This window comes from Dermabacter sp. HMSC06F07 (assembly GCF_001807345.1).
GTDB lineage: Bacteria > Actinomycetota > Actinomycetes > Actinomycetales > Dermabacteraceae > Dermabacter > Dermabacter hominis.
Map to the genome: position 1 here is coordinate 14797 of NZ_KV788583.1, position 22434 is coordinate 37230.

Here is a 22434-nt window from a genome sequence, read left to right on the forward strand (position 1 = left end):
CAGCACCCCACCATTTCTCGGCCCGTTTCCGAGCCACATCAGGGCCTTACACCATCACAGCCCTGTTCTCCATTCGCTGCTCCCTACTTGCCGCCTCTGCGGCGAGCAACAACGACGGCCACCACGCCACCGAGCACGATGAGCGCCGCAACACCCGCGGTAGCCGCGATCTCCGCACCCGTGCGCGGCATATGCGAACCGCGATGAGAGGAGGCATCCTTCGACGGAATCCTCGACGGACCTTCGGCCGAGGAACCGTCGGGCTTACCCGGGGCCTGAGAACCCTCGCTGCCACCCTTCACGGGCGGCTTACCGGGGTTCCTCCCGCCATCGGTATCCGGGTTCGCGGGGCGCTCGGGAGCGTCATCGCCCGGGTTCGCCGGGTTCTCCGGAGTGCTGGGCTCGGGCGCCTTCTGCTTCTCGGTAATGGTCACCGTCACGACTCGCACAACCGAGCGGCCGTCGGCATCCGTCGCGACGAGCGTGACCTTCTGCTCGCCTGGCACGAGAACCGTGCCGGGAGCGAGCGCGAGAGTCGTGTCGCCGTCCTTGAACGCCGAGCCGTCGTCGGTCACCGTGAAGTGGCTGAGCACCGTCTTCGCGGCGGCTGCCTGGTCAGCGAGCGCACCGTGCTCGACCTCGAAGGCCACCGTGTCGGGTCCTTCGATCACGGCATCGTCGTCGACGATAAACGTCGTGGTGTGCGTCGTGACGTTGCCGGCAAGATCCGTCGCCTTCACGCTTGCCGTGTAGAAACCAACCGGAAGATCGGCCGTCTTGATTCTCGTGCCGAGCCGGGTTTGCGCGGTGCTTGTCTCGGTGCCATCCACGACGGTCGTCGGCTCAGGCACGCTCCTATCGCCTGCATCGGAAGCCGCCTCTTCAGCATTCACGCTGTTCGGGGCGACCTCGCCAGCATTATCGCCGTCGGTCGTCTCGGGCGGCGCGAGCACGCCGTCGATCGTTGCGGCCTTGCTCGTCAGCTCGGTGTCCTCGTTGTAGATCTCCTTCCCGTTGAGGCTCACCGCGACGTTGGCGAGGTTTGGATCCTCGCCCCACGCTTCGAGCTCGCGCTGGTCGCGGATCACCTCCATGTCCTTGACGGTGTCGATGCCAACGGTGGGAGCCTCTTTGTCGACAACGACGGGAATGATCGCAACGAGTTCATTGCCCATCGAGTCGTTCGAGTACACGAGGAGCTTGTCGCCGTCGCGGACGGTGACGAGGTGCTCGAACTCCTGGCGATTAACCTCCTCACCGGGGTGGTTGTGCCGCACGAAGTCGGTCAGGTACTCGTTGTTGATCGCAAGGTAGTGACCCCAACCGTCATCGCTGATCGATCCCTTGAAGGTGACGTCATCGGTGTTCGTGTAGAGCGTGCCGCCCACGAGGCCAGGCTCCGTGAAGTGGAGGCTCGGCGGCTTGATATCCACCCATAGGCGGAACGAGCCACTGAACTGCTCCTCACCCTTGTCGTCCTTCACGATCTGGTGGAAATCGATGATTCCCACGTCGATCGGGAGGTCAACGCTGAACGTGTCGCCCTCGATCGTTGCGGCAATCGGCTCGTTCCTCGTGATCGTGCCGTCCTTCGCACGCGACGTCGGGATGAATTCGATCGAGCTCACGGGATCCTGGATCTTGCCGGTGAGGTGGAGAGTCTTTCCATCCTCACTTACGCCCTCGCTCTTCGAGCTGATATCGCACCAGTTCTCTTCCGCATTGCACGTCTCGATGTCGTAGGTCGGGCGAGCAAAGCCGTTGTCCTCGGGCTTCTCCTCGGGGGCGGGCGCCTCGCGGCCCTCGATCTCGACATCGAGGGTGCCCTCAGTGGCGCCATCGCTCGCCACCACGGTCACGACGGGAACACTCGGATCGACCTTCTCGGTGTACGTGAAGGTGCCATCCGGCTTGACCTCGACAGGTTCGTTGAAGATCCACGCCTTCAGGTTGGCATTCTCGCGCTCATCGGTAATCGTGCCGGAGAGCGTGAAGCTGCCGTCCTCGCCCACAACGAGCTTGCCATTGTCGTTGAGCGCGCTCTTGTCGATCGTGATGGTGGGCGCTTGCGCGTCCTGCTCGACCGTGATCGTGCGCCGTGCGACCTCCTTGCCGGAAGCGTCGTAGGCGATGACCTCGAGCGTGTACGGGTTCGGGCCCTTGTAGGCCTTATCGACGTACTCGAACGTGCCATCGGTAATCTTCGCGTCCTCACCATTCACGGTGACGCGGGAAACCTCGCCCTGGACAACGCCCGACACTTCGAGGGCACCGTCGGAATCCTTACCCACGTACGCGCTCTCCCCCTCGGGGATGCTGTGCCCGTTCACGTTGACGAACAAAGGCGCATCGCTGAACGTGACGATAGTGGAGGCCTCGTTGAAGCCGCGATCGACGGCGCCCACCGTGACGTACGGGGTTGCCGGATCGAACGTGGCGACGAAGCTGCCGTCGGCCTGCTTTTCGACCGTAAGCTGCTCCCCGCTCGCGTCGAGCACGATCGGATCGTCGAGGATGCCCGTGCCGCCCTGATTATCGACGGCCGTGAAATGCACGCGGCCCGGCTCCTTGTCGAGAATGTCGATCGTGGGTGCCGCGGTGTCCACCGTGAACGGCAGGTCCGTGATCTGCGGCTCGTAACCCTCGGCGATGCGTGCCTTGAGGCGGAACGTATAGGAGCCGTCGGCAAAGGGCGTTTGCTTACCCGTCGACTTATCCCACAGCGTGCCGTCGAACGAACGGCCCATGAACGTGAGGTCGCCGTCGAACGCGGTCGGCACCTTCGAGCCGATCATGCGTCGCAGCATCTCATCCTTGCCGAGGCTCGCGATAACCTTGCCGTTCGCGTCGAGAATCTCGTATTCGACCTCATCCGCGTTACGCATGAGCAGCATGCCCGGGGTCACCGTGTCGAGAACGCCGTCGCCGTTCGGGGAGAGCGCGAGCGGCTTCTCATCGGGGTTGTTGAGCTGGGTTGTGGCCTCACCGAGGGAACCCACGAGGTTCGTGTTGTCGGCGGGGCCATCCTCGATCCACGGCTTGCCCGGCTCCTGGATGATGTTCTCCTCATTCCAGTCACCCACGAAACCGAGGTAGGGAACGGCAATGTCAAGCGCGCCATTCTCGCCCTTGAACTGGGCCCAGCCCTCGATGAAGTGATTACCCGCAGCGGTGTGCGGGGTGAGGGTGAACTGCACCGTGGCGGTTCCGCCCGCGGGCACGGTCACGTTCGAGGCCGACGCCGCCAGGCTCTCATTCGAGACCGTGGCAAGAGTGGGCTTTCCCGCCTCATTCGTTTCCCCGAGCACCTTTTGTGCGGGGATGCTGAACGTGCGGTCCTGATCGCCGCGGTTCGTGAGCGTGACCGTGAAGGTCGTCGGCCCGTTGATCTGCTTCAGTGCGACGGCTGCCTCGCCGTCGACGGTAGCGGTGACGTCAGTTGCGAGCGCGCGATCGACCTCCGCGAGACCCGCACCGATCTGGCGAGGGAGGTACGGGGTGCCGTCCTCGTTTTCGAGGATCTTCGCGGTGTTCATGAGTGACGTTTCGATGAGCTCAACGCGTTCCTTGCCCGTGATGTCCGGGAAGCGCTCCTCGAACTTCTGCGTGAGAAGCGCGCTGAGGCCCGCGACATTCGGGGTCGCCATCGACGTGCCGCTCATGTTCTCGTACTCGTTTTCGCCGACGGTCGAGTACACGTTGCCGCCGATACCCGCGAGCTGCGGCTTGAATGACAGGTCGTTCGGGGTTCCCCACGAGGTAAACGAACTCGGCTCGAGACCGTCGGGAGCCGGATCCTGCTTGATCTGGTCCGTGAAGGTGACCGTCGCGTTCGGGTCTGCTTTAAGGGCGTCGATCAGCTGGTGGCCCTGCTCGTTCGTGAGGGCCGCACCGAAGGTCTTGAACTTGTCGATGCCCGCCATGCCGCGGTACCCCTCTTCGCCATCGCTGTTGAACACCATGACGCCTTCCGCGCCGTGGTCAAGGGCGTACTGGAACTTTTCCGCGAACGAAATCTCGCCGCGCGAAATGAGCGCGTACTTGCCCTTGAGGTCGATGCCGTCCTTGTAGTCCTCCGGGCGGCCGAGACCCACGTACTGATACGGGTGAGGCTTCGCGTCAGGCTCACCCACGCCCTCGAGGTAGCCGATATCGGTGCGCTCGCCGTTCGCCTCGAAATAAACAAGCGGAACACTCAGCGTCGAGTTATTCACCGAGGCGATCGAGAACGCGGAATCATTCGTCGAGGGGCTGCCCGCCGTACCGTCATCGAGGCGACCAAGCACGTCGTCCGGCCCACCTTCGAGCGAGAAGTTCTGCCCCTCATTACCGGCGGCCACGAGCGTGATCACACCCTCTTCGCGGGCCTTCTTCATGGCCTCATAGGCGCCGTCGGAAAGATCCGGGACACCGTTCGGGCTGCCAAGAGACATATTGATGACATCGGCCTTGAGCTTCACCGAGTCCTCGATCGCGGCGATGATGTCGCCATCATTCGCCCCCGAGGACTTCTTCGGGTCGTTCGAAAAGACCTTCATCGCAAGCAACTGCGCATTGGGTGCTGCGCCATCGATACGGCCCGTCGAGGCAAAGTCAGGGGTGTCCCCCTCGGAGCCATTCGCCGCGGTAATACCCGCGACGTGCTGGCCGTGCTGCGAATCGGTGAGGTCCATGACCTCGAAGTTGTCGTCCGCGTAGTTGTAGCCCGTCGGCACCTTCTCATTGAACTTGCCGGCCGCTTCGGGGTTGATGCTCGTGATCTTTGCGTTCTTGAAGACACCGTCGTCAAGGCGCATATCCGGGTGCTGGGCGTACACACCCGAGTCGATGATCGAGATCACCGTGCCCTCGCCGTCAACGCCGAAGTCCTTGTACGCCTGGGCAACACCCTGGAGCTCACGCGCCGAGTACTCGCTCTGGTAGTACACGCGCTCGCGGCGCACCGAGGCGACCTGCTTCTCGGTCGCGAGGTTTTGGATCTTGCCCTCGGGCATTTCGGCGCTGAAGCCATTGACGAGATACCCGAACTGTCGATCCACCTTCAGGCCGTACTTCGCCTTCCACGACTCAAGCAACTTTGCCTGGTTCGAAAGGCGGCTCTTCTCGCCGGATTCGCTCGGGGCCGACGGCTGCTCCTTCAGCATGACGACGACGCGCACGCGTTCGTTAGACACGGGGCGGGTGCCCCGCTTCTCACGCTGTTTCTGAATCGCCGCGCGCTGAATCTGCGAGATCGCCGACGCTGATTCGTGGTCATCGGTAGGTGCAGCGAGCGCTGCCGGGACGGCAAAACCCGCGGCGACAGCACTCACCGACAACGCGGCAAGAACTTTGCGCATAAAGCCTGGGGACACAGTGTTCTCCTTTGAATAAAACTGCGAGGAATCAAACCGAGAACACCGGGATCTGCAACGCGCCGGGCCGGGGCCAAGGGAAGAACGAGAAGCGGCTCTGTGACTCAGTTATCACAGAAGCCTAGACACATTGCGGGACTTAAGTGGCCGGTTGCTCAAAAAATGACACGGAAAAAACGAAAGGCCTGGTCATCCGTCGGAACCCTCCGGCCCTGCCAAAACGACTCCATGCCGTGCTCCGCCATTCACCCACCCGTAACTTTCTGCGCTTAAATTCTGAAAAGCCCGTTATTGTCCCCCCACCCTCTCCAGGAGATCCCATGCGCAAAGCAACGGCAGCTGCGCTCACAGGCCTACTCCTTTTGACCGCGGGCGCCCCCGCGTTCGCGGCCGACGGCGACCGAACCGACATCAAAGACATCACGATTCTTGCGACGACCGACACCCACGGCACGGCGCTGAACTACAACTACTTCACGGGCAAGCCTTTCGGCACGCCAGAGGACCCGAAGAACCTTCGCGGCATGGACCACCTCGCAACCGCGATCACGGAGATCCGCAAGGACAAGGGCGAGAGCGCTGTTGCTCTCCTCGACAACGGCGACGCGAACCAGGGGTCCTCCCTCGAGACGGTCTACAAGCGCGACCACGCCAAGGGTGACGTTGACCCGATCGCGACGATCTACAACTACCTCGAGTACGACGCCGGCGTTGTGGGCAACCACGAGTTCAACTACGGCCTCGACGAACTCCAGGACTACAAGGGCGCTCTCGACTTCCCGCTCCTCGGCGCTAACGTCACCGATAAAAAGACCGGCAAGCCCTACCTCGAGCCCTACACCTTCGTGAACAAGAAGACTGCCGATGGCCACGACGTGAAGATCGCCGTGATCGGCGTCGTCACGCCCGGCATCCCCGGCTGGGACGGCAAGAAGGTTGAGTCCCTTAACTTCGGCGACCAGGTCGAGGCCGTCCAGAAGTACGTTCCCGAGGTCAAGGAGAAGGGCGCGGATGTCGTCGTCGTTCTCGCCCACACCGGCCTCGACCCGGAGGGCTACGAGTGGAAGGCCGCTGACCTCCAGGAGAATGCCGCGCGCTCGATCGCCGAGAACACCTCCGGCGTCGACGTCGTGATCGGCGGCCACTCGCACCAGACCGATCAGGTGCAGAACTACTACACCAACAAGGACGGTCACGAGGTTCTCTTCACGCAGCCTGGCTACCACGGGCGTTTCCTTTCGAACGTGACGATCCCACTGAGCCTCGACAATGACAAGGTTGTTGTCGACTGGAACGAGAAGGAGAAGCCGAGCGCCGAAGCCGTCAAGGCCGCGGATTACGCGGCCGATCCGGAGATTGAAAAGCTCATTTCCGATTGGCACGAGAAGACCAAGAAATGGGTCGAGACGGTCGTCGCCAAGGCCACCGAGGACATGCCCGCCGCCACTTCGGCCTGGGAAGACACCGCGATCCTCGACTTCATCAACTACGTGCAGACCGAAGAGATCAAGCGCGCGATGAAGGGCACAAAGAACGAAGGCCTGCCGATCGTTGCTGAAGCCTCGCCGTTCTCACGCGAGGCCGTGTTCAAGAAGGGCGATGTCACGATCGCCGATATGGCTTCGCTCTACATCTACGACAACACCCTCTTGGGCGTGAAGATGAATGGCACTCAGCTCAAGGAATATCTCGAGCACTCGGCTCGCTACTACAAGCAGCAGGAGGAGGGCGCGAAGATCGACGATTGGTCGACCGTCACGAACGCCCAGTACGACGGCATGACCCGCGGCATTCCCGACTACTCCTACGACGTGCTCTCGGGCGTGAGCTACCACATCAACATCTCCAAGCCCGTTGGAGAGCGCATCGAGAACCTCACGTGGCCCGACGGCACCCCCGTGAAAGATAACGACGAGTTCATCCTCGCGCTCAACAACTATCGACAGTCGGGCGGCTCGGGTTACCCGGCCGTCAAGGAGGCCGAGGTTGTCTATGACGAGCAGGTGGCGATCCGCGATCTCATGATCGAATGGGCGACCAAGAACAAGACGATCGACCCGGCGAACTTCTTTGCGAAGAACTGGGACGTGAGCACCTCGGCTGCTCCCGCGGTTGATCTTCCCGCCGACGATGAGGTGGCGCAGCCTTCCGGTGACTCGGGCACTCTCGTGGACGAGCCGAACGACGGGGCTTCCGCTGATGGGGATGCTGACGGAGAAACTGATGATTCCGCTGATGATTCCGATGGCGGCGAGACGATTCCGATCAACGATTCGGACGACGATGCCGATCACTCGAAGCCCTCTGCTCCCTCGCGGGCGCGCGGCCCGCTCCCGCGCACGGGCGCGGAAAGCCTCGCCGTTGCAGGTGTGGCATTCTCGCTCCTTGCGGCGGGTGGCGCGATGATCGCTCGCAGGCGTCGGGCCTGATCTCATAGGTGCCCCGTAAAAAGGAGGGCCGGAGCCGGGTGGCTTCGGCCCTTCTTTGCGCCTCACACACCCCAGCACCGCCAGCACCACCCCTGACTCCTCCCTCCTCACCAGCCTTCACCCCCTCCCTTACCACTCCCCTACACCCCCTAACCCTTCCCTAATTTCCCCCGCTCCGCCTCACTTGCCCCTCACCCACTTCACACATCACCACCCCGATCACGAAAGTGGTGAAAAAGAGCCAAAAAGCGCCATCTACCTACGTGAGGGGGCGATTTTTCACCACTTTCACCGCGGCTGCACTACCCGTAGGTATCGCGCGGACCGCGCCACGTCACCGTGCGGCGCCCCTTTTTCCACGATTGCGTACTCGGTCCAGCAACCTTGATTTCGCTCACGACCTGCGCACCCACCCGTTCGTGGATTCGCGTAATGATCTGCGGGCCGAGCATTCGAAGCTGCGCCGCCCACGCGGAGGAATCCGTGCTCACGACGAGCACGCCCTCCTCGAAACTTTCGATGTGGCAATGCTGCGCGATAGCGGGCCCCACGATGTCGTCCCATTCGGCTAGCACACGCCCCGCACTCAGGCCCCGATCCCACCCGAGGTTCACGAGCATCTTTTCGAGCACGGTGTTCAGGCGCTGAGGATCGCGCGGATCGGGCCGCGCCCCCGAATACCCCGCTCCCTGCGATCTCTCGCCGCGCGGATCGCCCTTGGGGCGCGTCAGCCTACTCGCACGCGGCCGGTATCCGTGCTTTTTGGCGGCGGCGCGAGCCTGGTTGAGGGCGCGCCGGCCGAGCTCTTCGGGGCGCGCGAAGTCTCGGGGCCTCGCATCGGGGTCGGGCGCGAGTTCCTCGCTCAGCTCCGTTCCGACGCTTTCCTCGCCCTCCGGGATCCCACGTTTCTCATGGTGCGGCCGCGCTTCACTGCCGTTGCTCGCCGCGACGCCTAACGGAACTGGGCGACCGGTCTGCTCGTCAGGGTGTCCCGGCTCCGGGCGACCCTGCTCGGGGTAGCCCTGCTCGGGGCGGCGTTGCCACGTCCCGAGCGCGTAGGGGTTGAGGGATGCACGGTTATCGCCGTTCACCACGTGGCCCCCTGACTACTCGCCCCTCGAGGTCCGTCGTCACGCGCGGTGGCGGAACCCTTGACCACGTCAATGACGTGCACGTCGTCGCCGATGGAACGGGGGATGTCGGCGTCGTTGGCGGTTGTGATGAGCACTTGCGCGGCGCCTTTGATGATGCGCCCGAGGCGTTCGCGGCGGTGGGCATCGAGTTCACTGAAGACATCGTCAAGGATGAGGATCGGTTCGCCGTCGCCGAGGTCGCCTTCTTCGATCGTGAGGAGGTCGTAGGAGCCGAGTCGGAGAGCGAGGGCGAGCGACCATGATTCGCCGTGGCTCGCGTACCCCTTGGCGGGGAAGTCACTGAGGCGGATCTCGAGGTCGTCGCGGTGGGGGCCCACGAGGCTTACGCCTCGCTCGATTTCGTCGTCGCGGCGTTCGGCGATGTGGGCGAGGAGGGCGTCGTGGAGCTGCTGGAGGCTCGGCAGCGGAGGTTCGTCGCGCGTCGTTTCGGCGTCGCTCGCGGCGGCGAGGTCACCCTCGAGAATGGTCGAGGTGTAGCGGATGTTCGCGGGGCTCGTGACGGCGCCGCGGCCGTCGGGGCCGAGACCGAGGTTAGGGTCGGCGCCTTCATCGCTTGAAACCCGCAGGTAGGAGTATCCAACGTGGGGTCGCAAGCGATTCACGAGGTGGAGGCGCGCGCGCATGAGTTCAGCTCCGCGACGCGCGAGCTGCTCATCCCAAACGGCGAGGGTCGATTCGGCGGCTTCGCGCGGGTCCATGCCGCCAATGTCGGAGGGCCCGTGTGTGCCGCCTCGCCCCCTGTTCATCGCCCGCATCTGTTTCAGAAGGTGGTTGCGCTGGCGCAGAACCTTGTCGTAATCCGATTTGATGCTCGCAAAGCGCGGGGCGATTTCGAAGAGGATCTCGTCGAGGAAGCGCCGGCGACCTTCGGGCTCGCCCTTGACGAGGGCGAGATCTTCGGGAGAGAACATCACGGCGCGAACCTGCCCGAGGACCTCGCGGGCGCGTGCGAGTGGTTGCGAATGTAGGCGCACTTCGTTGGGGCGGCCGGGGGCGATCTGCATGTCGATGCGCACGTCGCGGCCGGAGCGTTCGCACATCGCGCGGATGATTGCGGTCTTCTCGCCTCGCCGCACGAGGGCCGCGTCATGGGCGACTCGGTGCGAAGAGAGGGTCGCGAGGTACCAGAGGGCCTCGACGATGTTCGTTTTGCCCTGGCCGTTCGCACCCACAAACACGGTGATCCCGGGCGTGAAGCGAAGGAGGGTGTGTGCGTAGGAGCGGTAGTTGAGGAGTTCGAGCGCCTTGAGGTGCATCGAGAATCAGGAACTCAGATGCGCATGGGCATGAGGAGGTAGCGGTAGTGCTCCTCCGGCGCCGCTTCGAGCGACTCCTGGCCACGCAGCACGGTTGGCTTGACCGAATCGGGAAGCGAGAAGTGCGTGAAATCGGTGCCGAGTGCGCCGAGGCCATCGAGGAGGAAGCCCGAGTTGTAGCCGACGACCAAGTCGCCGCCATCGACCTGTGCTTCGAGGACTTCGCTCGCCTGTGCGTCGTCGCCGTCGCCCGCTTCGAGGGCAACCTGCCCCTCGCTGAAGGTGAGGCGAACAGGGGTGTTGCGCTCGGCGACAAGGCTCACGCGCTTGACGGCCTCGATCAGGGGCGCTGTCGCGACACTCACGGTGTACGGCGTGACGTCCGGGAACAGGCGCAGCACGGGCGGGTAATCGCCGTCGACGAGGGTCGAGGTCGTGCGGCGGCCAGAGGATTCGAAACCGATAAGGTTTGCCGTCTCGCCTTCATTGAGCGCAATCTCGACGTTGCCGCCGCTGAGCGATCGCGCCACCTCGGTAAGGGTTCGTGATCGCACGAGGGCACTCAGTTCGCTCGAGGGGCTCGCGGGGTTCCACGTGAACTCGCGCACGGCGAGGCGGTAGCGGTCGGTCGCGGCCATCATGACTTTTTCGCCGTCGATCGTGACCTTAACGCCGGTGAGCAGGGGAACGACGTCGTCTTTGCTCGCGGCGATTGACACCTGCGAGATGGCCCGCGCGAACGTTCCCGAGTCGACGGTGCCCACTACGGGTGGCATCTCCGGAAGCACGGGGTATTCCGCAACGGGGAGCGTCGCGAGTGAGAACCGCGAGGAACCACACAGGATTTCGACCTTGGGGCCCTCGTGCGTGACGGACACGGTTTTGTGGGGCAGCGCCCGCACAATGTCGTTGAGCATCTTGCCCTGGACGAGTACCTCACCTGGTTCGTCGATGTCAGCTTCGACTGAAATATGGGCACTGACTTCGTAGTCGAAGGTCGAAAACTTCAGTTCACCTTCTTCGGCAACGATCCTCACGCCCTGAAGGATGGGCATTGCGGGGCGCTGCGGGAGTGTGCGGGTTGCCCACGAAACGGCATCGCTCAGCACGTCCCGATCAAGATGAAATTTCACGCCTCGGCTCCTTTACAAAAAAGCTTGCCGCGCCCTCGCGCGTACTTCCCAACTTTAGCCAAATTCTTGGCTTCGCGCCCGGGTCAAAATTACACGCTTGTCATTCTCATCCCCAAGGATTCCACATCGTCGAGGCTCGAGCGTGCGCTGTCACGCGACTTTTCCCCATTACCCGCATCTCAAGTTTAAACAACCCTCTTAATTACGTCTGTTGACGCTGTGGATAACCACTATTATTGCAGGTCAGAGCGAGAACTACACGTTTCGGATTCGGTGTGAGGATCGACGAGGAACTGTTGATGCATTGGGTATAACTGTCATTTTCGCAAGTGTTTGCGCGCCGTCAACTCACAAAAGGCAAGCCGTGCGTGCACATTCTCCACAAAGTTTTCCACAATTCTGGAAACTGTGGGCCTGACCAGGAGCGTTGCGCGGCCCGCAACCGTCGGACCTCAGCGCCTCCCCTGCTCCTGCGCGTTCGCCTTCACTCGCGCCGTAAGTTCCGTGACCTGGTTAAACAGGGCGCGACGCTCTTTCATGAGGGTCGAAACTTTCTTGTAGGCATGGATCACAGTCGTGTGATCGCGCCCGCCGAACGCGTCACCGATGGCCATGAGCGGCATCTCGGTGAGCTCACGGCACAGATACATCGCACATTGGCGGGCCGTGACCAGTGCGCGCGTGCGCGCGGTGCCCTTGATTTCATCGACACCGAAGCCAAAGTACGACGCCGTTTCCGCGATGATGAGGTTCGGCGTGATTTCAGCGCTGCCATCGTGCGTGAGCAGGTCTTTCAGCACGTTTTGCGCGAGCTCGACGTCCATGGGCTGCTTCGAGAGCGAGTGCAGGGCCTGGACGCGGATGAGCGCACCCTCGAGCTCCCGAATATTGGTGGAGATGTTCTCCGCGATGTATTCGAGCACCTCGCGCGGCACTTCTTCGGTGTTTTCGGCCGCGACTTTCTTGCGCAAAATCGCGATGCGGGTTTCGAGGTCCGGCGGTTGCACGTCCGTCATGAGGCCCATCTCGAATCGCGAGCGCATGCGATCTTCGAGGCCGCCGAGGAGCTTCGGTGGGAGATCCGAGGTGATGACGATCTGCTTGTTCGCGTTGTGCAGGGTGTTGAACGTGTGAAAGAACGCCTCGAGGGTTTCGGGCGCGCGCTGAAGGAACTGGATGTCGTCGATCAGGAGAATGTCGATGTCGCGGTAGCGCCGCTGAAACTCCTGGGCCTTACCGAACTGACCCGACTGCACCGAGTTGATGAAGTCGTTCGTGAATTCCTCGGAATTTACGTACCTGACCTGGATGTTTGGGTGCAGCTGCTTGGCGTAGTGACCTGTCGCGTGCAGGAGGTGGGTCTTGCCGAGGCCCGATCCGCCATAGATGAACAGGGGGTTGTAGGCGAGTGCGGGCTGTTCGGCGACCGCGTAGGCGGCAGCCTGAGCGAAGCGGTTTGAGGCGCCCACGACGAACGTGGCGAACGTGTACTTCGGGTTGAGCCGCGAATCGTTTCCGAGTGACGAGGAGGTGGGGAGGTCGCTGGAGCTGGCCGGTGCCTCGGCTCGGTCGGTTCCCTCGGCGGGCGTGTAGGGGGAATAGGGCGTGAGGTCCGACGGTTGCTGGGACCACGGCGATGCCACATTCACAGAGTTATCCCCATCGTGACGTGGGGTGACGGGGATTGATCCCGATGAATTCACAGAGTTATCCACAACGTTGTCCACCGGGGCGGTGCTCGATGGGGCGCTCGGTTCTGGCTCGTCGTCGAGGCCCAGCGTGGGGTCGATCGTCACCGCGAACGTCACGGGTTTGCCCATCGCCTGCGAGAGCGACGAACGAAGCTGATCGGGGATCCGCATCTCGAAAAGGTCCTTGACCGTTGCATTTGGCACCGCAATGAGGGCCGTGTCCTCGAGAAATCCTCGCAAACTGGAGAGGGTCACGTAGGCGAGGTGGCGATTCGACACCGAGTCATCGGCGCGCAGGATCTGCTGGCACTCGGCCCACAGCGCGTCGCGATCGAGTGCGGTCTCGTCCATTCGGGGGCTCCTCGTGGGAATCGGGGGTGCGGCGGACGTCCATAATTATCCACCATGTTTTCCACATTTATGCCCAATGACGTGGAAGAAGGCGCACACCCTGTTAAATCGTTGGGGATAACCATGAGATTCTAGGCACACTTCGCTGAATCGAGGCTCGTTCCATTGACCGGCTAGCCGCGCGATTCTAGACTCGATCAGTCTGTGTTCACGGAACCGACGCGTTCGGTTTCGCGCACACACCCGAAACCATTGGCCCCACGGGCCGTCTTTAACCGGGCCCTCCGGCCGCCACGCGGTTCCTTCCCGGAGACGAGGGCCCCGATTTATTTGGAGAGAAAAGATGACCAAGCGTACGTTCCAGCCGAACAACCGCCGCCGCGCCAAGAAGCACGGCTTCCGCGCACGCATGAGCACCCGCGCGGGCCGCGCCATCATCAACGCGCGCCGCTCGAAGGGCCGCGCGTCCCTCTCGGCCTGAGCCGCGGCGTGACGTGCGGGCAGCGAGCCGCCTACGTCACAACGACGACTTCCGCCTGACCACCCGCCAGGGAGTGTCAGCGGCCCGATCCCACGTGGTCGTGCACCTCGCGATCCTTTCCTCACCGGAGGTCAAAAGGATCCAGGAGGAGCCGCGCGTGGGATTTGTCGTGTCAAAAAAGGTCGGCAACTCTGTCGTCCGCAGCCGCACCAAGCGCAGGCTGCGGGAAATCATGAGAGCCCGCCTCGATCGCCTACCCGCGTACGCAACCGTCGTTGTGCGCACGCGCGCCGGCATCAACGACATCGGGCACGACACGCTCGTCAGCGAAGTCGATTCCGCACTCACCTCCGCCCTCGGCAAGCTCGCGAAGCGCAACGCCACGCATGAGGGAACACGGGGATGAAGGCAACCGTCGGAATCATTCGCGCGTACCAGCGAGGGATTTCCCCGTACCTGCCGGCCGCGTGCATGTTTACGCCCGTGTGCTCGCAATACGCACTCGACTCGATCCGCCGCCACGGAGCTCTCAAGGGGCTCCTTCTCACCGCGTGGCGGATCCTGCGGTGCAACCCCCTGAGCGGAGGCGGGATCGACCCAACCCCCGCACCCGGCATGTGGACGAACCCGAAACCCGCTCCCGAACGGGACACTGAAAGTACCGAGTTCGCCCACACCCACTAGGCTTGACCCGAACACCCGACCTCGCGCCGCTCATCGCATGACCGTCATGCGCATGCGAGCGGCAGGAAGAAAAGGCCGAAGTTGAACATTCTTTACCCCATCGAGTGGGTCGTCGTCTGGATCATGGTCCAGGCCCACAAACTGCTGTCCTTCGTCATGGACCCGGATTCGGGTTGGACCTGGCTGCTGTCGATCGTGCTTCTCACGGTCGTGGTCCGCATCATCATCTTCCCGCTTTTCGTCAAGCAGATTAAGAGCTCCCGCGGCATGCAAATGGCCGCCCCCGAGCTCAAGGCGATCCAGCAGAAGTACAAGGGCAAGACCGACCCCGAGTCCCGTCAGGCCATGGCCAACGAGACGATGCAGGTCTACAAGGAGCACGACGCCAACCCCGTGGGCTCGTGCCTTCCTGTCCTCATTCAGATGCCGATCTTCTTCGCGCTTTTCCGCGTGCTTTTCTACAAGCTGCCGGAGGCCGCAAAGAGCAACAAGAGCTTCGGCATCCTCACGCCCGAGCTAGCCGATAGCGCCCACAACGCGCGCATCTTCGGTGGTACGACGATCTCCGATTCGTTCCTCACTGGCGACATGTCCGCGAAGATCATCGCGGGCGTCATCATCGCACTCATGGTGCTCGTGACGTTCCTGACGCAGAAGGAACTGACGATGCGCAACATGCCGCCGTCGGCTCTCGAAGGCCCGATGGCGTCCACGCAGAAGATGATGCTCTATATGCTCCCGTTCATCTACGTGATCTCGGGTCCCGGTATGCCGATCGGTGTGCTCGGGTACTGGCTCACGACCAACGTGTGGACGTTCGGCCAGCAGTGGTGGATGATCTCGAAGAACCCGACCCCCGGTTCCGCCGCTGAAAAGGCTCGCCACGAGCGCATCAACAAGAAGCGTGAGAAGCAGGGTCTTGAGCCGCTTGACTTCACGCCGAAGAAGTCCAAGCGCGTGCAGGAGATGGAAGCGGCCAAAGCCGAGAGCATCCGCGTGCAGCCGAAGCGGTACGAAAACGGCCGGAAGCTGAGCGATGAAGAAATGCTCCAGCGTGCCCGCGAAAAGCGAGCGAAGGCCATCGAAGAGCGCCGCAAGAAGGCCGCTCAAAACGGTGCACAGAAGGCGGGCGGCTCGAAGCAGAGCAACGCCCTCGGCAAGAAGCGCAAGAAGAAGTAAGGATTCCCGATGAGCGAGAACGACACTTTTGACAACGAAGCGGTGGACACCCAGACGTCCGCCGACGAGCGCCTCGCGCGCCTCGAAGAGGAGGGCGACTTCGCCGCCGACTACCTCGAAGAACTCATGGACATCGCCGATCTCGATGGCGATATCGACATTGACGTCGACGGCGATCGCGCATCCGTGGAGATCCGCGGCGCCGCCGAGCTGAGCGCCCTCAACGAGCCGAAGGGTGAACTCCTCGAAGCCCTCCAGGAGCTCACGCGGCTCGCCGTTCAAACGAAGACGGGCGTGCGCTCGCGCCTCATGCTGGACATCGGTGGTTTCCGCGCAAGCCACAAGAGTGAGCTTGAGGAACTTGCCGAGAAGGCTGTCGAACAGGCCAAGAACGGCGAGGTTCCCGTTCCCCTTCGGCCCATGAACCCGTTCGAGCGCAAGGTCGTGCACGATGTTGCAAAGCGCCACGGCCTGCACTCGGAATCCGACGGTGAGGGCAAGACCCGCCACGTCGTGATCTACCCCGAAGACTGATGCTTCCCGCTCCCGCACACCTCGACTCTCTCGCTCGCGACCTCTTCGGTGAACGTCTTGCACTTGCCGAGCAGTACGCGGAGATTCTGCGTACCCGCGGAGCGGAAGAAGGCCTCATTGGGCCCCGCGAAGTCGATCGCATTTGGGAGCGGCACGTCATCAATTGCGCCCTCATGGTGCGTGCCCTCGGGCCCGCGGGCCTCGTCGAATCGCTCGCGGATGTAGGTTCGGGTGCCGGCCTTCCGGGGCTCGTCATCGCGATTGCCCGCGAGGATATTGACGTGACCCTCATCGAGACGATGCAGCGCCGTGTGGACTTCCTTGAGCGAGCGGTCGAGGAGCTGAATCTCGTCAATGTCGAGGTTGTGCGCGCTCGCGCTGAGGACCTTCATGGTGAGCGTGAGTTCGATGCGGTGACCGCGCGTGCCGTGGCGGCGCTCGATAAGCTCGCGAAGTGGACCGTTCCGCTTGTGCGCATCGGCGGCGAGCTCGTGGTGATGAAGGGCAGGAGCGCGCGTGACGAAGTCGTGAAGGCAGAAAAGACCCTCGCCCGTCTTGGCGCATGCGATGTTCGCGTTGAGGAATTCGGAGATCCATCCGTGGAGGTTCCTACTACAGTGGTACGAGCACACGTTCGTGAGGTATCGGGGCGAAAGGGGCCGCGTCGTGGCTGAGAAGAAGAAGAACTCTCTCGATGAAACACCGCTCATGCGGCAGCTTCGTAACGACATGGAGCTTCGCAAGCGCCTCGAGAAGGCGACCTTCGCCGCGCCAGAACACACCCGCATCATGGCCGTCGCGAATCAGAAGGGCGGCGTCGGTAAAACGTCGAGCGCCGTCAACGTTGCGGTCGCGCTCGCCAAGGGCGGTCTCAATGTTCTCGTTATCGATTCGGACCCTCAGGGCAACGCTTCGACGGCTCTCGGCATCCCGCACGATCCCGAAATCGCCTCGCTTTACGACGTGCTCATCGAGGATGAGCCGCTTTCGGCGATCGTGACCCCCTCTCCCGAAGCGGACACCCTCGAGTGCGCCCCCGCGACGATCGACCTTTCGGGTGCCGAGATCGAACTTGTTCCGATGGTGGCGCGCGAATCCAGGCTCAAGAACGCGCTTGCCGACTACTTCGAGGAACGCGAGCAAAAGGGCCTTCCTCGCCTCGACTACGTTCTCATCGATTGCCCGCCTTCGCTTGGGCTTTTGACGATTAATGCCCTTGTGGCCGCGCGCGAGGTGTTCATGCCGATCCAGGCCGAGTACTACGCGCTCGAGGGCATCGCGATGCTGTGGAAGAACATCGACCTCATCCGCAAGCACCTCAACCCTGACCTTGTGGTCTCGACGATCCTGCTCACGATGTATGACGCCCGCACCCGCCTCGCGGCCCAGGTGGCCGAGGATGTGCGTGCGCACTTCCCCACGCAAACCCTCGATACCGTCATCCCCCGGTCGGTGCGCATTTCGGAAGCCCCGAGCTACGCGCAAACCGTCTTGAATTACGATCCCAACAGCACGGGTGCTCTCGCGTACCGCGCCGCTGCGCACGAGATTTCCCGTCGCCCCGAGCCTAAGAACTGAAACGAGGAGATCATGGCGAAGAAACGTGGCCTTGGTCGGGGTATCGGTGCACTGATCCCCAGCTCCGAGCCTGCCGCAACCGAGAAGCCCGAGGCGAAGGACACGCCCACGCCCGAGCCTTCCGCGAAGTCGGCCGGCACGAAGGCGCCCACCTCGGCACAGCGCTCCGGCGCCTCCTCGAAGTCTGCTGCGCCCAAGCCTGCCGCGTCCTCCTCACCCTCGAAGAAGGCGTCCGACGCTACTCCCGCCCCTGCTGAGCCCAAGGCTTCCGCGTCGAAGCCAGCCGGCACACGCGGCGCCGACATGTTCTTTAGCTCCGAATCTGAATCCACTGATAAGTCGAGCGAGCGTCGGCGCGCAGCCGATCTTGAGCTCGCTGATTCGTGGGCACGCGATGCACGCTCGAAGCGCCGAAACGGCAAGAAGGCCGCAGCTAAGCCCGCAGCGGCAGCGCGTAAGACCGGTGACGAGGGCGCATCGAAAACCTCCGCGACCGCTCCGGTTGAGGTGCCCTCGGAAGGAGATGCGCAGGTTGCTGCTGCGACCGCACAGCCGTCCCACGACGGTCTCGTGCCCGTGCCGGGCGCCGAGTTTGTCGAGGTGCCGATCGCCGAGATCCGCGAAAATCCCCGCAACCCGCGAACTGTTTTTGACGAGGATGAACTCGACGAGCTCGCCTATTCGCTCCGTGAAGTCGGTGTTCTTCAGCCGATTGTTGTTCGTCCCGTTACCGACTCCGTCGATGGCGAATCCTTTGAGATCGTCATGGGTGAGCGCCGTTGGCGGGCCGCGAAACGCGCTGGTCTCAAGTCGATTCCCGCGATCGTGCGTTCGACCGCCGACGACGATCTTCTTCGTGATGCGCTTCTCGAAAACCTGCACCGCTCGCAGCTGAATCCCCTGGAAGAGGCAGCCGCCTATGGCCAGCTCCTCGAGGACTTCAACTGCACCCAGGATGAGCTCGCCGATCGCATTGGGCGCTCGCGCCCGCAGATCTCCAATACCCTGCGCTTGCTTCGCCTTCCTCCCCTCGTGCAGCGTCGACTCCAGTCCGGCGCGCTTTCTGCGGGACACGCCCGCGCGCTTCTGGGCCTCGATGATGTCCAGCTTCAGGAGGAGCTTGCCCAGCGCATCGTGAGCGAAGGCCTGAGCGTTCGCGCTGTTGAGCGCCTTATTGCGAATGGTGTTGAATCCTCGTCGGCAACCCGCACGGTGACTCGACGTAGTTCGTACAACCCGCGCGTTGTATCCCTGACCTCGCAGCTGTCGACGAAGCTTGAGGCACCGGTGCGCATCGATGTCGGTAAGCGCAAAGGTAAAGTCACGCTCGAGTTCACGAACCTCGACGATCTCGAACGGATCGTGGCGAAGCTCGGCCTCGAGGACGTCGAGCTCCCGCAGGACTGAGCCTGACGGGTCCCAGACGACTTCCCTTAGTCGTCGAATATTTGTGGAACTGTTTTCCGGGAACCTTCGCTAACGCTTGCTGCGGTCGCATATTGAAACGTGCACGCCTTTTTGCGGAAGCCTCTCGTGTTTGGCCCCTGGGTTCCAGGGCGGCCATCGTTGTAATTGCACGTCAACCCGCGCTGCTTTTGCAGAATAGCTGGTGCCGGGAGGCCAACCGCCCTTAACCACATCTCCGTTGTGGTCTTGAGCTCCCGGCAGGCTCCTGCGCTCTCCCATGCGTACCTATGGATCGTAGATAAGCCGTATTTGTATGCCCGAGTTCCCAGCCGTTTCGTCATACTCTTCCGTGTTTCACGTGGAACGCGGTTTCGCCGAAAAGACCTCGCCCTGCTTCGACTCAGTATCAGCGCGGATTCACGTTTCACGTGAAACCGCTACCACCTGCAGCCACTCGCGAGACCCTTACCAATCATGTGGAGTATTTGTCGGCTTGGCCACGGCACCTCGGTTCACGTGAAACTCTACTGATGGGCTGTTGGTTGGATTACGAGGCTCGGCCAAATTCCCAGTATTGCTCGAATGGTCAGCTATTCGAGAAGTAGCGTCAACCGTTTCACGTGAAACAGGTTGCTCTTTCTTCGATACGAAGTCACTCGCTATTTCGTCATCTTGAGAGTTCCCCGAGAGAACGCGTTGGACTAATGAAAGAAAAGACATCGTTTCACGTGAAACATACACAGCTAACTACCTCGTTGCGTTCTGCTACCGTCGTTGGCTGGTATGCGTTTCACGTGAAACAACACTTCGAGGAGAAGAGAACTTTGAGTCGCTTGGTTTCGGTAGTTCGGGCGCGCGTCGCTGCAACTCAAAAGAGTTTCACGTGAAACAAGCGCGCTGCTCACTTAGCCGCGGCGCTCTACCGCTGTATGTGTCCGTTAAGGAGGGTTTGGCGTATCGATCCTGAGGTGTTCCACGTGAAACTCCCTAGTTTGCTTTCCGCAACTTTGGCTCGACGAACTTTAAGGCCCACGGGTTGGTCATCCTCCGCTACGCCAACGTTTGATTTTGTTCTCTAGTTTTAAGGACTGCGTTTCACGTGAAACTTCGTGCGCTCCGCAGAGCACGGACTTAGATCGATGGGAGGTCTTCTGTATGCGTCGAGTGGGATCAAAGCGGTTCGGGTCTATTGGCACGTGGGGCGGCTGCGGGTGCTGATATAGCCCATCAGTGGTGTTTCACGTGAAATGTCGTGTATTGGCGTCAGGACGTGCTTACTAGGACGCTCGAGGCTATTCGCGAGTTCCCTCAGCTTAAGAACTGTTCTTGACGCAGGAGAGCTCGCTGATAATCGTTACTCGCACATTGCGGGGTTTCACGGGAAACAGCCCTACGGGTCCTACCGCGGGTTCTGGAATCTATCCACAACTGATGCGTGCGGCGGACAGTGTGGACCGAGGCAGCGGGGTAGCGACGGAGGTGTGTGGGATAGGCGCTGGGACGCGACAGAGGGGTTCCACGTGTAGCTAGGCAAGTTAGCTCACATATGTGAAGAGGTGTGTGGATAACGTGGGAGACGTAGCCCGCTAGCCAGGAATGCGCGTGCCAAGGCAGGCGTCGCAAGGCCCACCATGAACGGTAAAACTGCAGGTCAGGGCGTCATTCGTTACTTGTCCACAATGGGCTGCAGCACCCGTGAAAAGAGTGTGGATAAATATGGGGATAACCCTGTGATGCAGGCCACGGTGACGACGATCGGGTGAATGTCTCCGGTGGGACGTGCAGTGTTAGCAGACAGTGGCGCGCCGCAGATCCTCGAGCGCATCGCGCACGACAAACTTCGGGCTCGCACCTTCGAGCACTCGTTCGCCCACTACTTCGGAACCGCGAAGCGCAACGATGCGCCACGAGGGAAGTACGCGAGGCGAAAATTGCGGCGCTTGTTGCTCAGGATCGTCCGCAACCGAAACGTCATGAACAACAACGTTCACGGACGGTAGGTCAAGATCGCGTAATTCGCGGGCCGTGAGCGGCGCAGGAAGAGACGGCGCCGCCCACGAGGCCCAATAGAGATGAATGTGAAACGTGACGACTTCACTCGAAAGTGAACCGTCGGAACCGGGCTCGCTCACTCGAGCGTGGCGAGGTATTTCTCTGCGTCGAGAGCGGCCGAGCAACCCGAACCGGCCGCAGTGATGGCCTGGCGGTAGCGGTGGTCAACGACATCGCCACACGCGAAAACACCCTCGAGCGAGGTGTGGGTCGTGCGACCCTCGCAGAGGATGTACCCCTCGTCGTCAATATCGATCTGGCCCTTGAAAAGATCGGAGCGGGGCAGGTGCCCGATCGCCTCGAAAAGACCATCGGCAGGAACCGTTTCACGCTCACCGGTGACGGTATTTTCAAGCACGAGGTGCGAGAGCTCGTTATCGCCCTCGATGCCAACGACCTGGGTATTCCAACGGATTTGAAGCTTGGGATCATCTTCCGCGCGCTTCGCCATGATCTTCGAGGCACGCAGGGCGTCACGGCGGTGAAGCAGGGTAACGGACTTGCCGAAACGGGTGAGGAAGGTTGCCTCTTCAACAGCGGAATCGCCGCCGCCAACGACGAAGATGTCCTTGTCCTTGAAGAAGAAGCCGTCGCACGTTGCACACCAGCTCACGCCCTTGCCGGAAAGACGCTCTTCGCCGTCGACGCCGAGCTTGCGGTAGGCGGAACCGGTCGCGATGATGACGGCCTTTGCGCGGAACACGTCACCGCTTTCGGTGCGGATAGTCTTGATCTCGCCTGCGAGCTCAACGTCGGTAGCGTCCTCGAACAGGATCTCGGCGCCGAAACGCTCCGCTTGTTCCTGCATGTTGCCCATGAGGTCCGGGCCCATGATGCCCTCCGGAAAACCGGGGAAGTTCTCGACCTCGGTGGTCGTCATGAGGGCGCCGCCAGCATCAAGCGAGCCAGCGATGACCACGGGCTTCAGCCCAGCGCGCGCCGCGTAAACGGCGGCGGTGTAGCCCGCCGGGCCCGAACCGACGATCACAATGTCACGCACGGGGGCGTCCGAAGCGTCGGCAGGCGAAGCAGTTTCAGCCGCCTCGGTCTGCGCTCCCGCAAGGCTGATGCCGAAGCCACCGCCGAGGGTGTTGAGGATCGGGGTCTGAGGCTCAGAGGTGGTCATGATGTCCTTTCACAGCGAAAGCTCG

Annotated in this window: 16 protein-coding genes; 9 read left to right on the forward strand and 7 right to left on the reverse strand. The window is 62.1% G+C overall.

Annotation, left to right across the window (positions count from 1 at the left end):
• Positions 1-83: 83 nt before the first annotated feature.
• Positions 84-5354: a S8 family serine peptidase gene (locus HMPREF3157_RS04610; protein ID WP_016663532.1), complete on the reverse strand. Its 5271-nt coding sequence runs from the start codon at positions 5352-5354 to the stop codon at positions 84-86.
• Positions 5355-5674: 320 nt separating this feature from the next.
• On the opposite strand from HMPREF3157_RS04610, the gene HMPREF3157_RS04615 reads away from it, so the two are divergent.
• The gene (locus HMPREF3157_RS04615) at positions 5675-7783 is read left to right on the forward strand and encodes a bifunctional metallophosphatase/5'-nucleotidase (RefSeq protein ID WP_016663530.1); all 2109 of its coding nucleotides are present in this window, start codon (positions 5675-5677) and stop codon (positions 7781-7783) included.
• Positions 7784-8085: 302 nt separating this feature from the next.
• Here the strand turns inward: HMPREF3157_RS04615 and HMPREF3157_RS04620 are convergent, their stop codons facing one another.
• The 4 genes from HMPREF3157_RS04620 to dnaA form a co-directional block, all read right to left on the reverse strand.
• A complete protein-coding gene (locus HMPREF3157_RS04620) occupies positions 8086-8874 on the reverse strand; it encodes a DciA family protein (protein ID WP_232049683.1) in 789 nt (262 codons plus the stop codon).
• Entirely contained in the window at positions 8871-10193 is a 1323-nt protein-coding gene (recF, locus tag HMPREF3157_RS04625; protein WP_016663528.1) for a DNA replication/repair protein RecF, read from the reverse strand. Before recF ends, HMPREF3157_RS04620 begins: the two co-directional genes overlap by 4 nt.
• A gap of 14 nt (positions 10194-10207) precedes the next feature.
• Positions 10208-11326: a DNA polymerase III subunit beta gene (gene dnaN, locus HMPREF3157_RS04630; RefSeq protein ID WP_016663527.1), complete on the reverse strand. Its 1119-nt coding sequence runs from the start codon at positions 11324-11326 to the stop codon at positions 10208-10210.
• 452 nt (positions 11327-11778) lie between these two features.
• Entirely contained in the window at positions 11779-13368 is a 1590-nt protein-coding gene (gene dnaA / locus HMPREF3157_RS04635) for a chromosomal replication initiator protein DnaA (protein ID WP_016663526.1), read from the reverse strand.
• 343 nt (positions 13369-13711) lie between these two features.
• Here dnaA and rpmH point away from each other — a divergent pair, with 343 nt between their 5' ends.
• The 8 genes from rpmH to HMPREF3157_RS04675 all read left to right on the forward strand — a co-directional run bounded on the left by rpmH (position 13712) and on the right by HMPREF3157_RS04675 (position 19231).
• The gene (gene rpmH, locus HMPREF3157_RS04640; protein ID WP_016663525.1) at positions 13712-13849 is read left to right on the forward strand and encodes a 50S ribosomal protein L34; all 138 of its coding nucleotides are present in this window, start codon (positions 13712-13714) and stop codon (positions 13847-13849) included.
• A gap of 13 nt (positions 13850-13862) precedes the next feature.
• Positions 13863-14255, forward strand: a complete 393-nt coding sequence (gene rnpA, locus HMPREF3157_RS04645; protein WP_016663524.1) for a ribonuclease P protein component — start codon at positions 13863-13865, stop codon at positions 14253-14255.
• Positions 14252-14533, forward strand: coding sequence for a membrane protein insertion efficiency factor YidD (gene yidD / locus HMPREF3157_RS04650; RefSeq protein WP_016663523.1), 282 nt, complete (start codon positions 14252-14254; stop codon positions 14531-14533). Before rnpA ends, yidD begins: the two co-directional genes overlap by 4 nt.
• An 81-nt stretch (positions 14534-14614) precedes the next feature.
• Positions 14615-15712: a membrane protein insertase YidC gene (gene yidC / locus HMPREF3157_RS04655; protein ID WP_016663522.1), complete on the forward strand. Its 1098-nt coding sequence runs from the start codon at positions 14615-14617 to the stop codon at positions 15710-15712.
• Between the two features lie 9 nt (positions 15713-15721).
• Positions 15722-16246, forward strand: coding sequence for a Jag family protein (locus HMPREF3157_RS04660; protein WP_016663521.1), 525 nt, complete (start codon positions 15722-15724; stop codon positions 16244-16246).
• Positions 16246-16920: a 16S rRNA (guanine(527)-N(7))-methyltransferase RsmG gene (rsmG, locus tag HMPREF3157_RS04665; protein ID WP_016663520.1), complete on the forward strand. Its 675-nt coding sequence runs from the start codon at positions 16246-16248 to the stop codon at positions 16918-16920. The genes HMPREF3157_RS04660 and rsmG overlap by 1 nt, the downstream gene beginning before the upstream one ends.
• 34 nt (positions 16921-16954) lie before the next feature.
• Positions 16955-17824 (forward strand): ParA family protein, encoded by an 870-nt coding sequence (locus tag HMPREF3157_RS04670; protein ID WP_051120681.1) that lies wholly within the window; start codon positions 16955-16957, stop codon positions 17822-17824.
• A 12-nt stretch (positions 17825-17836) separates the two neighbouring features.
• A complete protein-coding gene (locus tag HMPREF3157_RS04675; RefSeq protein WP_016663518.1) occupies positions 17837-19231 on the forward strand; it encodes a ParB/RepB/Spo0J family partition protein in 1395 nt (464 codons plus the stop codon).
• Between the two features lie 1787 nt (positions 19232-21018).
• On the opposite strand, the gene HMPREF3157_RS04680 is transcribed toward HMPREF3157_RS04675, so the two are convergent.
• Together HMPREF3157_RS04680 and trxB are read right to left on the reverse strand one after the other, a co-directional pair.
• Entirely contained in the window at positions 21019-21363 is a 345-nt protein-coding gene (locus HMPREF3157_RS04680) for a hypothetical protein (protein WP_016663516.1), read from the reverse strand.
• The gene (trxB, locus tag HMPREF3157_RS04685) at positions 21360-22409 is read right to left on the reverse strand and encodes a thioredoxin-disulfide reductase (protein WP_016663515.1); all 1050 of its coding nucleotides are present in this window, start codon (positions 22407-22409) and stop codon (positions 21360-21362) included. Before trxB ends, HMPREF3157_RS04680 begins: the two co-directional genes overlap by 4 nt.
• Positions 22410-22434: the final 25 nt, after the last annotated feature.